Genomic DNA, 12,962 nt, shown 5'->3' on the forward strand with positions numbered 1-12,962 from the left:
ATAGGTTTTACGTAGCGGGTTCCTGGAATACCACGCCTTTTGCCAAAGTGACTTCATGCTGCCCTGCGCCGGGCGCCAGCATGGGGAAGCAGTTTTCCGCGCCGTGCACGCGCACGTCGAGGAAATACGGGCCCTCGGACGCCAGGCATGTCGTCAATGCCGCGTCGAGTTCCTCGCGCCGGCTCACCGTGTGCGCCTGCCAGCCGAAGGCGCGCGCCAGGGCGACGAAGTCGGGCAGCGCTTCCGTGTAGCTGTGGCTGTAGCGCCCGCCGTGTATCAGTTCCTGCCACTGGCGCACCATGCCCATGTAGCCATTGTTCGACAACACCACCTTCACGGGCAGGCGGTGCTGCACGGCCGTGGCCAGTTCCTGGATATTCATCAGGATCGACGCGTCGCCGCTGACGCACACGACGCAGGCATCCGGGTGGGCGATCTGCGCGCCGATGGCGGCCGGCAAGCCATAACCCATGGTGCCGGCGCCGCCCGAGGTCAGCCAGCGCCGGGGCTGCTCGAAGCGCAAATGCTGCGCCGCCCACATCTGGTGTTGGCCCACGTCGGTCGAGACGATGGCGTCGCCGCCATCCATTCTGTCGAGCGCCGCCTGCAGCCGCCGCATCAGCGCCTGCGGCGCGATCACGCCGGGCGTGTCGTCGAACGCCAGCGAATCCTGTGCGCGCCAGCCGTCGATGCGCTGCCACCACGGCTGGCGGTCCGCCAGCAATCGCCCGCGCAGCTGCGCCAGCAGGGCAGTGAGCACGGGCGCGCAGTCGCCGCGCAGGGCTACGTCGGCGCGCACCACCTTGCCAATCGAGGCCGGATCGATGTCGACGTGGATGACCTTTGCGCCAGGACAAAAGGCGTCCAGCCTGCCCGTCACGCGGTCGTCGAAGCGGGCTCCCACGCAAATCACCAGGTCGGCATGGTGCATGGCCAGGTTCGCTTCCAGCGTGCCGTGCATGCCCAGCATGCCCAGGAAGGCCGGGTGCGAGGCGGGAAAGGCGCCCAGGCCCAGCAGGGTCAAAGTGCAAGGCGCGGCCGCCAGTTTCACTAATTGTTGAAACGCGGCGCAGGCATCCGGGCCGGAATTGACGAGGCCCCCGCCGCCATAGAACACGGGCTGGCGCGCGGAGGCGATCAGGCTGGCGGCCCGTTCGAGATCGGCGGCGGCCGGCGGCGGCAGCGGGGCCGGCGTGGCAGGGGCAAGCACCGTCGTTGCCTGCACCGGCGCCAGCTGCAGATCCTTGGGAAAATCGACCAGCACGGGGCCGGGCCGGCCCTGCGTGGCTTGCGCATACGCTTGCTGCACGACGGCGGCCGTCTCGTCGGCCGTGCGGATTTGCCGGTTCCACTTGGTGACGGGGCGCGAAATGCCCAGCGCGTCGCATTCCTGGAAGGCGTCCGTGCCGATGCTGGTGGTGGCCACCTGGCCGCTGATGCAGATGACGGGGATCGAATCGCACAGGGCGTCGAGCAAGCCCGTGGTGGTATTGCTCATGCCGGGGCCGGACGTGACGAAGACGACGCCGGGCCGGCCCGTGCTGCGTGCGTACTTCGGCCGCGTGCACGGCTGCCTGTTCGTGGCGCACCAGCACGTGGCGCAGCCGGGGCTGGGCGTGCAGCGCGTCGTACAGGGGCAGTACGGCGCCGCCCGGGTAGCCGAAGACGGTGTCGACGCCCAGCGCCAGCAGGGTGTCGATCAGGGTACTGGCGCCGTTATGGGCGGCGCGCGCGAGGAGGGGAGCGGGATCGGGTTTCATGGCCTTATTTTCTGCCTGATGCGGCAGAAAAGGCTGCTGGTTTTCTCGTATAAAATGCATTATTCAGCAAAGTTTGCTGCAAAATAGTGAAAGAACAGAATGAAGCTCGACAAATTCGACCTCGCCATCCTGACGGCCCTGCAGCAGGATGCCCGCATCAGCCTGCACGACCTGAGCGCCAAGGTGGGCCTGACCTCGTCGCCATGCTGGGCGCGCATCAAGCGCATGGAAGACGATGGCGTCATCGAGGGCTACACGGTGAACGTCAACGCGGCCAAGGTGGGGCTGGCCGACACCGTCATCGTGCAAGTCACCTTGGACGACCATTCCGACCAGGCCCTGTTCGAATTCGGCCACGCGCTGGCCATGATCCCGGAAGTGCTGGAAGCGTTTCTCGTTTCTGGCGACTACGATTACTACCTGCGCATCGCCGTCAGCGACACGCGCGACTACGAACGCCTGTTGCGCGAGCGCCTGTATAAAATTCCCGGCATCCGCCACAGCAAATCGAGCTTTGTGTTGCGCCAGCTCAAGCATAGCTACTTGCCCCTGCAACGGTGAACCTGTACACGGCGGGAGTTTTTCCCTAGCCCATCCCCCGGTGGCTGTCCGATACTGGACAGTAATAAAAATCACTATAAAACGGGGATACGCATGAGACTGACTTTATTGGCCGCCGCCGCCATGGCGCTGTGCCAGGCGCAGGCCGCCGAACCGACGATGGCCGCCAGCCTGGCCACCTCGGGCGACTTGCCCACCGTTATCATCACGGGCAGCATGCCGCTGCCACCGTGGAGCAGCCGCGCGATGCCTTGGCCGCGCCCGTGCAGACGGCCGGCGCGCAGCAGATCGCCGATAGTGGCGCGCTCGACATTTCCGCCTTCCTGCGCCGCAACCTGGGCAGCGTCTATGTGAACGAGGTGCAGAACAACCCGTTCCAGCCCGACGTCAGCTACCGCGGCTACACGGCCTCGCCCCTGCTGGGCACGCCGCAAGGGCTGTCCGTCTATCTGGACGGCATGCGGCTGAACCAGCCGTTTGGCGACGTCGTCAGCTGGGACTTGATCCCGCGCATGGCGATCGCCTCGCTGACCTTGATGCCCGGCTCGAACCCGCTGTTTGGCCTGAACACCCTGGGCGGCGCGCTGGCCCTGCAAACCAAGGATGGCAAGAGCAATCCCGGCACGGCCGTCGAAGCGCGCCTGGGTTCCGGCAAGCGGCGCGGCGTCGAGGCCGAGCATGGCGGCAGCCATGCCAGCGGCTGGCACTGGTACGTGACGGGCAACCGCTACAAGGAAGATGGCTGGCGCGACGATTCCCCGTCCGACGTGCGCCAGCTGTTTGGCAAGCTGGGCTGGAGCGATGCGCGCACGGACATTGCCGCCACCGTGGCCCACGCCGACAATGCGCTGACGGGCAACGGCTTGCAGGAGCAGCGCATGCTGGCGCGCGATTACCGCAGCGTCTACACCAAGCCGGATTTGACGCAGAACAAGTCGACTCTGTTGAACCTGACGGGCAAGCACCAGGCCGGCGCTGGCTTGCTCTTGTCCGGCAATGTGTACTACCGCAAGATCGACACGCACACCTTCAACGGCGACCTGAACGACGAGTCGCTCGACCAGTCCGTCTACCAGCCCGGCGCGGCCGAACGGGCGGCGCTGACGGCGGCCGGCTACACGGGCTATCCCGCCAGCGGGGCGAATGCGTCGAATACGCCATTTCCGAAGTGGCGCTGCATCGGCAACGTGCTGCTGAACGATGAGCCAGCCGAAAAATGCAACGGCATGCTCAACCGCAGCCATACCGAGCAGGAAAACTATGGTTTGTCGGGCCAGTTCACGGCGCTGGCCGACCTGGCCGGCGCGCGCCATGCCGTCACGGCCGGCGCCGCCTTCGATGCCAGCCACGCCACGTTTCGCCAGAGCAGCCAGTTCGGCTATCTGAACCCGGACCGCAGCATCACGCCCGTCGACTTCTTTGCCGACGGCACGCAGATCGACGACGATGGCACGCCCGTCGACAACCGGGTCGACTTGAGCGGGCGCATGCGCACGTGGAGCGTGTATGCGAGCGACAGCATTGCGCTGAATCAAGCATTGACGGTTACCGTCTCCGGCCGCTACAACCGCAGCACCGTGCACAACCGCGACGCCATCACGCCGGACGGCGGCAGCGGCTCGCTCGATGGCGACCACCATTTCAGCCGCTTCAATCCCGCCATCGGCCTGGCCTATGCGCCGGCCGCGGGCGTGAGCGCCTACCTCGGCTACAACGAAGGCAGCCGCACGCCAACGGCCATCGAACTCGGTTGCGCCGACCCGGAAAACCCCTGCCGCCTGCCCAACGCCATGGCCGGCGACCCGCCCTTGAAACAGGTGGTCACGAAGACGTGGGAAGCGGGCCTGCGCGGCAAATTCGCCGACGTGGCGCGCTGGAGCGCGGGCGTGTTCCGCGCGGAAAACCACGACGATATCCTGTTCGTGGCCGATAACCAGGCCGGTTTCGGCTATTTTAAAAATTTCGGCAAGACGCGCCACCAGGGCGTCGAGCTGGCGCTGGACGGCAAGGCCGGCGCGCTGGACTTCGGCGTCAACTACACGTGGCTGCAGGCAACGTACCAAAGCCGGGAGCTCGTCAACGGCAGCGCCAACAGCAGCAGCGATGCGGATGCGCCTGGCCTGGAAGGCAATATCGTCATCACGCCCGGCAACCGGATACCGCTGACACCGAGCCACATTTTCAAGGCGCACATGGACTATCAAGGCGGACGCGACTGGACGGTGGGCTGGCCATGACGGCCGTGTCGAGTTCCTATGCGCGCGGCAATGAAAACAACCGGCACCAGGCGGGCGGGGCGTCGTACCTGGGATCGGGCAAGAGCGGCGGCTACGCCGTGGTGGAGCTGAACGGCAAGGTCCAGCTGACGCCCAAGCTCAGCGTGTTCGCCCAGGTGAATAATCTGTTCGACCGCAAATATGCGACGGCGGCCCAGCTGGGCGCCACGGGCTTCGACGCCAACGGCAATTTCGCCGCCCGGCCATTGCCCGCCGTGGGAGGCGAGTATCCGATGGTCAACGCGACCTTTTATGCGGCCGGCGCGCCGCGCAGCGTGAATGCGGGCTTGCGCTATGTATTTTAAGGGTGGCTGCTTTCAATAATGCCATTGCGCAGCGCCAGGTGCACGAGGGCGGCGGGACCGGGCACGTCGAGTTTTTCCTTGATGCAGGTCTGGTGGTTGGCCACCGTCTTGCTGCTCAGGTGCAGCAGGCGGGCGCAGTCGGCGGCGCTGCGGCCTTCGGCCAGCAGGCGGAAGATTTCGAATTCGCGCTGGCTCAGGCTGCTCAAGCGCTGTGCTTCCGCACTGGCCGTGCCTTGCAGCATGCCGGGCGCGCTGTGCGGATCGAGGTAGCGCCGGCCCGCGTGGGCCGCGCGCACGGCGTCGACCAGGTGTTCCGGGTCGGCTTGCTTGCTGACGAAGCCGCACGCGCCGCCATCGAGCGCGCGCGCGATCAGCTGCGGCGTGTCGTGCATGGTAAATACCAGCACGCGCGCGCCGGCATCGCGCGCGAGCAGCTTGCGCAGCAATTCCAGGCCGCCGATGCCGGGCATGGACAAATCCGTCACGCAGACGTCGGGCGCGTGCTCCTGGTACAAGGCATACGCCGTTTCGCCATTGCCCGCCTCGGCCACGACGGCGATGTCGCCGCCCTGTTCCAGCAGGCGGCGGTAACCGGAGCGCACCACCGGATGGTCGTCCACCAGCATCACGCGGACCGGGGTCAGCGCCGCGTTCATGCCGCACCGGCCGTCAGCGGCATCGCCACTTCGATGCGCAAGCCCTTGCCCAGCCCGCTGATCCAGCGGATATGGCCGCGCAAGCCGGCCACGCGCTCGCGCATGCCCAGCATGCCGAAACCGCCTTCTTCCGTTTTGTCCTGGCGCAAACCCCGGCCATTGTCTTCGATGGCCAGGTGCAACATGCCGTGCGCATCGGCGCGCAATTCCACCGTGGCATGGCCGGCGCCCGCGTGGCGCGCCACGTTCGTCAAGCCTTCCTGCACCAGGCGGTAGATGGCGGTGGCGGTGCCGTCATCGAGGCCGGCGGGGATGGCCTGCGGCGCGAAATGCGCGAAATGGCAGGCGATGCCGTGTTGCTGGGCCCAGCTGTCGCACAGCGCCTGCAGGGCCGGCGCCAGGCCCAGGCTGTCGAGCACGGGCGGGCGCAGCCGCCGCAGCATGCTGCGCACCATCGCGTGCAGCGCTTTCCGACGAGCGGGCGATGCTGGCGGCGCAAGCCTGCACGTTCGCCTGGTCGCCTTCGCGCGCGCGCAGGATGTAGCTGGCGGCGGCGCGGATGGCCGTGCAGTCCTGGCCCACTTCATCGTGCAGCTCGCGCGCCAGCGCGCAGCGCTCTTCTTCCTGCGCGCGCAGCAGGCGTTGCGTGAGGGCGCGGTTTTGCGCCAGCAACAGCGCTACCTGGCGCCCGCGCCGCACGGCAAAGCCGGCCAGCGCCAGCACCAGCAACAGCAGGCTCAGGGCCAGTTCATCGAGCTGCCAGTGCTCCTGGCGCCCGAGCGCGCGCGTCAGCCGTTCGGCCAGGTCCAGCCTGGCGGCCAGCAGGAAAAAAGCCAGCGCCAGCGCGCCGCACAGCAGGACGGTCCGGCGTGGCCGGGAGCGCGCGCCTGCCTGGGCGCCAAGTTGATGGTGTTCCATGATGCGGCTCCCTGAGCACGGTCGATCCCCTTGTTGTGCAAGCTTCATGCCATCGCTGCAAGAGCCACGGTGGGCGCGTCATGCGGGGCAGGGGGATGGATGACTGTTCCAGGATGGAACAGGTGTCCCGCGATGTGACGGTCGGGTTGGCCGTGACGGGAGGCGCGGTTTTCGAGCTTATCCGAAGTTCTGCCCGCACGCTGGCGCACACGCCAGCCGTGCGATGAATTGTTGTTCAAATGTAACGTTGAGGTTACTCAAACTCTCATAGATAAAACAAAACAAAGTTTCGCAGGCTTAGATAAAAAATAAATAAATGATATTAAAAATATGATATTTGTTTTATGCGATTTGCTATATTTGTTGGCACTTTTGTGAAAAAGCTGAAAGCGGGCGACAGACCTGCCGACCTATCTATCCACAACAATCAAGGGAATAGAATGAATCGTTTATCACCTGCGCGGGTATCGCCCGCCACCGTCTATCCGCCCGCTACCCGCGGTCGCGCCACCGTCCTTGCCGCGCTGGCCACCTTGTCCGTGCTGGCTTCGGCGCCGGCCATGGCCGATGTCCTGAGCTTCGATAATTTGCGTCCCGACGTGTATGAAAGCGGCCAGACGCTCAATACGTCGAGCTACAACCTGCTGTTCCTGGCCGACCCGACGACGGCGGCCGGCGGCGGCGTCAGCGGCGTGGGCGCTATCCTCGACGGCCGCGTGGGCTCGTCGTGCGATATCGCCGCCTGCCCGCAGGGTGCCAGCGGCAATTACCTGGCCATCCTCAACGATGGCGGCGTGAACTTTGCGCGCGCCGACCACCAGGCATTCACCCTGGCCGGTTTCGACTATTCCTTTATCGCGCCCGTGTCCGGCTTGCCGAACATGCAGTGGGGCGAATTGCAGCTGAGCGGCACCCTCGGCAATGGCCAGGTGGTCAGCACCTCGCTGGCGTTTCCCGGCCAGGGCAGCGATGGCAACTACTATTTCCATAGCGCTTCCCTGTTGGGCGGCTTCAGCAACTACGCCTTCACGGGCCTGACCTTCAACGCCTGCATTTTCAATGACACGGGCGCGTGCAGCAATTCCATCGATTTCCCCGCCTTTAACCAGGGCCAGTTTGCGCTCGACAACATCAATATCAGCGCCGTGCCGGAGCCGTCGACCTACATGCTGATGCTGGCCGGCCTGGGCGCCATCGGCATGCTGTCGCGCCGCCGCAGCGGCAAGTTCGCCGCGTCCACCGTGCAAGGAGCGTGAGATGAAATTACGTCCCGTTTCACTCGCCATCCTCCTGCTGGCCGCCAGCCTGGCGCAAGCGGCGCAGGCGCAGGAACGCCGCTCCTACATCGTGCAACTGGTCGACAAGCCGGCCGCCACCTACACAGGCCAGGTCGACGGCCTGGCCGCCACCAGGCCGGCGCCGGGCGCGCGCATCAACGTGGGCGCGGCCGACGTGCAGGCCTATCTGAATTACCTCGACACCAGGCAGGCCGCCGTGGCCGGCACCGTCAGCGCGGCGGAAGTCACGCACCGGTACAGCGTCGTCTTCAACGGCTTTTCCGCCTTGCTGACGGATGATGAAGTGCGGGCCCTGAAGAAAAACAGCGGCGTGGCCAGCATCAGCGCCGACTCCATCCTGCAGCTCGACACCAGCTACACGCCCAGCTTCCTGGGCCTGGACAAGCCGGGCGGCATCTGGGAGCAGCTGGGCGGCAAGGCGCACGCGGGCGAAGACATCATCATCGGCATCGTCGACAGCGGCATCTGGCCCGAGAACACGGCCTTTGCCGACCGCCTCGACGAGAATGGCGTGCCCAGCCACAGCGGCAACAACGTCGTGTATGGCGCGCCGCCGGCCAGCTGGCAGGGCACTTGCCAGACGGGCGAAGGTTTCTCCGCCGAGAATTGCAACAATAAGCTGATCGGCGCGCGCTACTACCGCGCCGCCACCTCGGCGCTGCACTGGACGGAATTCCTGTCGCCGCGCGATTCCGTCGCCGCCGGCCTGACGGGGCACGGCGGCCATGGCACGCACACGGCCTCCACGGCCGGCGGCAACAATGGCGCCCTGGCCACCTCGAACGGCGTATCGCTGGGCAAGGCGTCGGGCATGGCGCCGCGCGCCCGCATCGCCGCCTATAAAGTGTGCTGGACGGCCGCCTCGACGGGCCGCAACGGCTGCGCCACGGCCGACAGCGTGGCCGCCATCGACCAGGCCGTGAAGGATGGCGTCAACGTCATCAACTTCTCCATCGGCCCGAACGCGGGCGGCGGCGCTTTCGACGAACCGACGGAAGTGGCCTTCCTCGGCGCGGCGGCGGCCGGCGTGTTCGTCGCCACGTCGGGCGGCAATTCCGGCCCGGCCACGCCCGCGCCCGACGTGCCGGCGCCCGTCTCGCACATCAGCCCATGGCTGGCGACGGTGGCCAATTCCACCCACAACCGGCTGTACGCGGCCAACGTCATCCTCAGCAATGGCACGAAGCTGGAGGGCGCGTCGAGCAATGCGAACACGCCGGCGCTGCCGCTGATCCAGTCGCGCGACGCGGGCCTGGCCGGCGTGCCGCCGACGGACCTCAATTTGCTGCGCTGCTTCGGCGCGGCCGATGCCGTGTCCGCCTATCTGGATCCGGCGAAAGTGGCGGGCAAGATACTCGTGTGCGACCGCGGCGGCAACGTGCTGGTCAACAAGAGCGCGAACGCGAAGACGGCGGGCGCGGCGGGCGTGATCATCGCCAACGTGGCCGGCGGCGCCAACACCATCATCAACCAGGCGCACGTGCTGTCGACCGTGCACCTGGCGCAGGCGCAGGGCGACGCGCTGAAGGCCTTCATGGCGGCGACGCCCGACGGCACGGCGGCGCTGGGCGAAGTGCATACGATCCCCGACACCACGGTGCAGGCGCCCATCGTCAGCGACCGTTCCTCGCGCGGGCCGAACGTGGCCAATGCGAACATCCTGAAACCGGACCTGTCGGCGCCCGGCACCAACGTGCTGGCCGGCGTGACGGCCGACCTGACGCAGGCGCAGCGCGATGCCGTGGCGGTCGGCGGCGCGGCGCCCGTGGCCGAGTGGGATTTCTATTCCGGCACCTCGATGGCCAGCCCGCACGTGGCGGGCGTGGCGGCAATGCTCAAGCAGCAGCATCCGGACTGGTCGCCCGCGGCCATCAAGTCGGCGCTGATGACGACGGCCTTCAGCACGTATTCCGATGGCTTGAACGGTTCCGTGTCGTGGGATGCCACGGCGAAGACTGCGGGCCAGCTGCCGTGGGGCCAGGGCGCCGGCCACATCGCGCCGAACAGCGCGGCCGATCCCGGCCTCGTGTACGACATGTCGGAAATCGACTATGCGCGCTTCTTGTGCGGCCTGAACCTGAAGGTCTACAGCGCCGCCACGTGCCAGGCCATCGGTGGCATCGCTGCCTACAACCTGAACCTGGCGTCGCTGACGGCGGCCAACGTGCTGGGCACGCAGACACTGACGCGCACGGTGACCAACGTGGGCGCCAGCAGCGCCGTCTACAACGTCTCGGCCAGCCTGCCCGGCTACACGGTGGCGGTGACGCCAACGAGCCTGAGCCTGGCGCCCGGCGCCAAGGCGCAGTACCAGGTCAAGCTGACGCGCACCACGGCGCCGGCCAATACCTGGACCTATGGCGCCCTGAGCTGGACGGATGGCACGCACACGGTGCGCAGCCCGCTGACGGCGCGCGGCACCTCGCTGGCCGCCATTCCGCTGGTCAGCAGCGAAGCGGCCACGGGCAGCAAGGTGCTGACCCTGGGCACGGGCTTCACGGGCGCGCTGGTGGGCGTCAAGTCGGGCCTGGTCGAAGCCGTGCGCGAGACGCGCACGATCGGCCAGGCGGCGACGGGCGCCGCTGCCTCGGCCGCCTGCAAGGCGGGCGGCGCCACGGGCGTGAACGTGCACAACGTGGTGATCCCGGCCGGCACCCTGGCGGCGCGCTTCGCCACCTACGATGCGGAAACGACGGGCGGGGCGAATACCGACATGGACATGGAGGTCTACAACGCCGCCAATGTGCTGGTCGGCAGCAGCGGCAACGAAAGTTCCAATGAGCAAGTGGAACTGCGCCTGCCCGCCGCCGGCACGTACAAGGTGTGCGTGATCGGTTTTGCGCCGCAAAACGGCCAGGCCGACTACACCCTGTCGTCGTGGGTGCTGGCGCCCGGCTTGAACAACGGCAACTTCAAGGCGCTGATGCCGGGCACGGCCTACACGGGCGGCACCGCGACGGTCTCGCTGAGCTGGTCCAACCTGGCCGAAGGCAAGCGCCACCTGGGCGCCGTCGGCTACCAGGTGGCTGGCGTGGTACAGGGCGTCACGGTGGTCGAGGTCAATACCAATGATCCCGTGCCGCTGTTCCAGAACGCGCGCGGCGCCAGGCCGGTGCTGGCTGAGTAAACCGTTCTTTGCGTGAACGCAAGGCGTGCCCCCGGGCACGCCTTTTTTTATGCACGCCCCCCCGTTCGGGAGGAATAGCACTTGCATGACGGTAACGCCCCCGGTATCTTGTCGGATAGCCATGGCTTTGTGCCCTGGCATCTTGGGGAGTCGCGCGTGACCAGTTTCCGCACCAATACCGACCGCCTGCTGGAAGTGCGCCTGCAGGATGAAAAAGTGCTGGCGATTGCCGGCGCCATGGTCGCCTATACGGGCAGCATCAAATTTGAAAAATCCCTGCTCGGTGGCGAGGGCATCTTCGGCGCGCTCAAGCGCAAGGTGACGAACGAAGGCATGCAGCTGATGCAGGCCGGCGGCACGGGCACAGTGTTTTTCGCGCAGAATGCGGCCGAAATCACCGTCATGGCGCTGGCCGGCGAAAAGCTGACCATCGAAAGCAGCAGCCTGCTGGCCTACGACACGGGCCTGAAGACGGGCACCAGCTTTGCGGGCTTGCGCGGCGCCAGCTCGGGCCAGGGCCTGTTTTCCACCACCGTCGAAGGCCACGGCAACCTGGCCGTCATTTCGCGCGGCAACCTGATCATGCTGGAAGTGACGCCTTCCCACCCGCTGCGCGTGGACCCGGACGCCTTCGTCGGCTTCAAGGGCGATATCCGCCAGGAATTCGTTTTTGATGTCAACTGGCGCACCATGATCGGCCAGAGCTCGGGCGAATCGTACCAGCATAAATTCACAGGCCAGGGCGTGGTGTTCATCCAGCCCGCCGAACGTTAAGTCAGCGAGGACCCGCGATGCCTGTCTATCAGCAAATCAATGAAAAGATGCTCGAGGTTAAACTCGGCAATGAAGAAGTGTTCGCCCGCAAGGGCGCCATGGTGTCGTACCAGGGCGACGTGGCGTTCAGCCGCTCCTTCCTGGCCGGCCAGGGTGTGCAAAGCCTGGCCATGCGCGCCGTCACGAACGAGGGGTATGCCCTGATGTCGGCGCGCGGCACGGGCAGCGTGTTTTACGCGCAGGGCGGCCTGTTCGTCACCATCGTCCCCGTGCGCGGCGAAACGTTTTATGTGGAAAGCGACTCCCTGCTGGCCTTCGATGCGCGCCTGACGGCCGGCACCATGTTCCTGGGCAACCAGGGCGGCGTGCAGGGCGTGGTACGGGGCATGGCCTCGGGCCAGGGCTTGTTTACCACCACCTTGCAAGGCACGGGCGAAGTGGCGATTTTGTCCGACGGCAATGCCATCGGCTTGCCCGTCACGCCGGACGTGCCCGTGTTTGTCGACCCGCAAGCGTATATCGGCCACACGGGCCAGCTGAGCTCGGCCATCGTCACGGACTTGAACTGGAAAACCTTCGTCGGCCAGGCGTCCGGCGAATCCTACCAGGTGAAGTTCACGGGCCAGGGCACGGTCTACATCCAAGCGAGCGAAAGGTAAGCCATGACGATTTACAACCCCGATACCTTGCCGAAGAACGATAACCTGAACCGCTTTTCGTATGTCATCGACGTCAAGGAACAGATCTTCATTCGCAAGGGCAAGATGATCGCCTTCTATGGCGAGCTGCGCTTCGAATCCATGGGCAGCAGCGTGCTCGACTTGATCGTGCGCAATGCCTTCAATGCGCCGAAATACGTACACCATTTTTGTCGTGGCGCAAGGGCAGGGCCAGTTGATCCTGGGCGATAACGGCAACGACCTGGCGTGCTACGACCTGGACAACGCCAACATGACCATCCGCGCGAAAAACCTGCTGGGGTTTACGAAGGACGTGATTTGCCAGGAATCGACCTTGCCCGGCTTTTTGACCATGATAGGCACCGGTAAAGTCATCGCCTCGTCGAACGGCCCCGTGCATTTCCTGGAATTGCCGTGCCGCGTGGACGAGCAGGCCGTGCTGGGCTGGGCCGATTGCCCCAGCCCCTCCTACCACTACGATTACGCCCACGTGCAGGGCTGGGCCTCGGCCGCCGGCGCGCTCACGGGTTTTACCCTGTCGGGCGAGGAAAAGCAGATCGACTTCACGGGCGCCGGCACGGTGCTGGTGCAGTCGTCCGAGCTGGAC

At 66.0% G+C, this 12,962-nt stretch carries 12 protein-coding genes and 2 pseudogenes; 9 read left to right on the forward strand and 5 right to left on the reverse strand.

The features are described 5' to 3' along the window. Positions 1-7 precede the first annotated feature (7 nt). Positions 8-1,760: pseudogene (ilvB, locus tag ACQVLG_RS10905) on the reverse strand (biosynthetic-type acetolactate synthase large subunit). A 99-nt stretch (positions 1,761-1,859) separates the two neighbouring features. Between ilvB and ACQVLG_RS10910 the strand changes: the two are divergent. Next, positions 1,860-2,321, forward strand: coding sequence for an Lrp/AsnC family transcriptional regulator (locus ACQVLG_RS10910; RefSeq protein ID WP_102299220.1), 462 nt, complete (start codon positions 1,860-1,862; stop codon positions 2,319-2,321). A 74-nt stretch (positions 2,322-2,395) separates the two neighbouring features. Here ACQVLG_RS10910 and ACQVLG_RS10915 read toward each other — a convergent pair whose 3' ends face one another. After that, positions 2,396-2,539: a hypothetical protein gene (locus ACQVLG_RS10915; RefSeq protein ID WP_474294491.1), complete on the reverse strand. Its 144-nt coding sequence runs from the start codon at positions 2,537-2,539 to the stop codon at positions 2,396-2,398. 12 nt (positions 2,540-2,551) lie between these two features. Between ACQVLG_RS10915 and ACQVLG_RS10920 the strand changes: the two genes are divergently transcribed. Both ACQVLG_RS10920 and ACQVLG_RS10925 read left to right on the forward strand, forming a co-directional pair. Next, positions 2,552-4,558 carry a TonB-dependent receptor gene (locus ACQVLG_RS10920; RefSeq protein WP_474294493.1) on the forward strand — a complete coding sequence of 669 codons (2,007 nt, stop codon included), beginning with the start codon at positions 2,552-2,554 and terminating at the stop codon, positions 4,556-4,558. Then, on the forward strand, positions 4,555-4,902 hold the full coding sequence (locus ACQVLG_RS10925; RefSeq protein WP_474294495.1) for a hypothetical protein: 348 nt from the start codon (positions 4,555-4,557) through the stop codon (positions 4,900-4,902). The genes ACQVLG_RS10920 and ACQVLG_RS10925 overlap by 4 nt, the downstream gene beginning before the upstream one ends. On the opposite strand, the gene ACQVLG_RS10930 is transcribed toward ACQVLG_RS10925, so the two are convergent. Genes ACQVLG_RS10930 through ACQVLG_RS10940 form a run of 3 tightly spaced genes read right to left on the reverse strand, consistent with a single transcriptional unit; the run spans position 4,899 to position 6,476 of the window. Beyond that, on the reverse strand, positions 4,899-5,558 hold the full coding sequence (locus ACQVLG_RS10930) for a response regulator (RefSeq protein WP_474294497.1): 660 nt from the start codon (positions 5,556-5,558) through the stop codon (positions 4,899-4,901). The two genes, ACQVLG_RS10925 and ACQVLG_RS10930, sit on opposite strands and share 4 nt — an antisense overlap. Continuing rightward, the gene (locus ACQVLG_RS10935) at positions 5,555-5,965 is read right to left on the reverse strand and encodes a sensor histidine kinase (protein WP_474295614.1); all 411 of its coding nucleotides are present in this window, start codon (positions 5,963-5,965) and stop codon (positions 5,555-5,557) included. Before ACQVLG_RS10935 ends, ACQVLG_RS10930 begins: the two co-directional genes overlap by 4 nt. Further along, complete coding sequence (locus ACQVLG_RS10940; RefSeq protein WP_474294499.1) at positions 5,853-6,476, reverse strand: histidine kinase; 624 nt, start codon at positions 6,474-6,476, stop codon at positions 5,853-5,855. The genes ACQVLG_RS10935 and ACQVLG_RS10940 overlap by 113 nt, the downstream gene beginning before the upstream one ends. 440 nt (positions 6,477-6,916) lie before the next feature. On the opposite strand from ACQVLG_RS10940, the gene ACQVLG_RS10945 reads away from it, so the two are divergent. The 6 genes and pseudogenes from ACQVLG_RS10945 to ACQVLG_RS10970 form a co-directional block, all read left to right on the forward strand. Further along, positions 6,917-7,732, forward strand: coding sequence for an NF038120 family PEP-CTERM protein (locus ACQVLG_RS10945; protein WP_474294501.1), 816 nt, complete (start codon positions 6,917-6,919; stop codon positions 7,730-7,732). Position 7,733: 1 nt separating this feature from the next. Next, positions 7,734-10,901: a S8 family serine peptidase gene (locus ACQVLG_RS10950; protein WP_474294503.1), complete on the forward strand. Its 3,168-nt coding sequence runs from the start codon at positions 7,734-7,736 to the stop codon at positions 10,899-10,901. 156 nt (positions 10,902-11,057) lie between these two features. Beyond that, a complete protein-coding gene (locus ACQVLG_RS10955; protein WP_230541398.1) occupies positions 11,058-11,675 on the forward strand; it encodes an AIM24 family protein in 618 nt (205 codons plus the stop codon). Positions 11,676-11,692: 17 nt separating this feature from the next. Continuing rightward, the gene (locus ACQVLG_RS10960) at positions 11,693-12,334 is read left to right on the forward strand and encodes an AIM24 family protein (protein ID WP_230541399.1); all 642 of its coding nucleotides are present in this window, start codon (positions 11,693-11,695) and stop codon (positions 12,332-12,334) included. Between the two features lie 3 nt (positions 12,335-12,337). Further along, on the forward strand, positions 12,338-12,586 hold the full coding sequence (locus tag ACQVLG_RS10965) for a hypothetical protein (RefSeq protein ID WP_474294505.1): 249 nt from the start codon (positions 12,338-12,340) through the stop codon (positions 12,584-12,586). Beyond that, positions 12,519-12,890, forward strand: a pseudogene (locus tag ACQVLG_RS10970) (AIM24 family protein); the annotation flags it as partial. The gene ACQVLG_RS10965 and the pseudogene ACQVLG_RS10970, both read left to right, overlap by 68 nt. Between the last annotated feature and the right edge of the window lie 72 nt (positions 12,891-12,962).

The sequence above is a fragment of the Janthinobacterium sp. TPC_1 genome, assembly GCF_056037845.1.

Excerpts from the sequence above, each read along its gene's own strand:
- ACQVLG_RS10910 (WP_102299220.1), top strand. The coding sequence starts at position 1,860 with ATGAAGCTCGACAAATTCGACCTCGCCATCCTGACGGCCCTGCAGCAG.
- ACQVLG_RS10915 (WP_474294491.1), bottom strand. The coding sequence starts at position 2,539 with ATGCTGCCCGTGATGATAACGGTGGGCAAGTCGCCCGAGGTGGCCAGG.
- ACQVLG_RS10925 (WP_474294495.1), top strand. The coding sequence starts at position 4,555 with ATGACGGCCGTGTCGAGTTCCTATGCGCGCGGCAATGAAAACAACCGG.
- ACQVLG_RS10930 (WP_474294497.1), bottom strand. The coding sequence starts at position 5,558 with ATGAACGCGGCGCTGACCCCGGTCCGCGTGATGCTGGTGGACGACCAT.
- ACQVLG_RS10940 (WP_474294499.1), bottom strand. The coding sequence starts at position 6,476 with ATGGAACACCATCAACTTGGCGCCCAGGCAGGCGCGCGCTCCCGGCCA.
- ACQVLG_RS10945 (WP_474294501.1), top strand. The coding sequence starts at position 6,917 with ATGAATCGTTTATCACCTGCGCGGGTATCGCCCGCCACCGTCTATCCG.
- ACQVLG_RS10950 (WP_474294503.1), top strand. The coding sequence starts at position 7,734 with ATGAAATTACGTCCCGTTTCACTCGCCATCCTCCTGCTGGCCGCCAGC.
- ACQVLG_RS10960 (WP_230541399.1), top strand. The coding sequence starts at position 11,693 with ATGCCTGTCTATCAGCAAATCAATGAAAAGATGCTCGAGGTTAAACTC.
- ACQVLG_RS10965 (WP_474294505.1), top strand. The coding sequence starts at position 12,338 with ATGACGATTTACAACCCCGATACCTTGCCGAAGAACGATAACCTGAAC.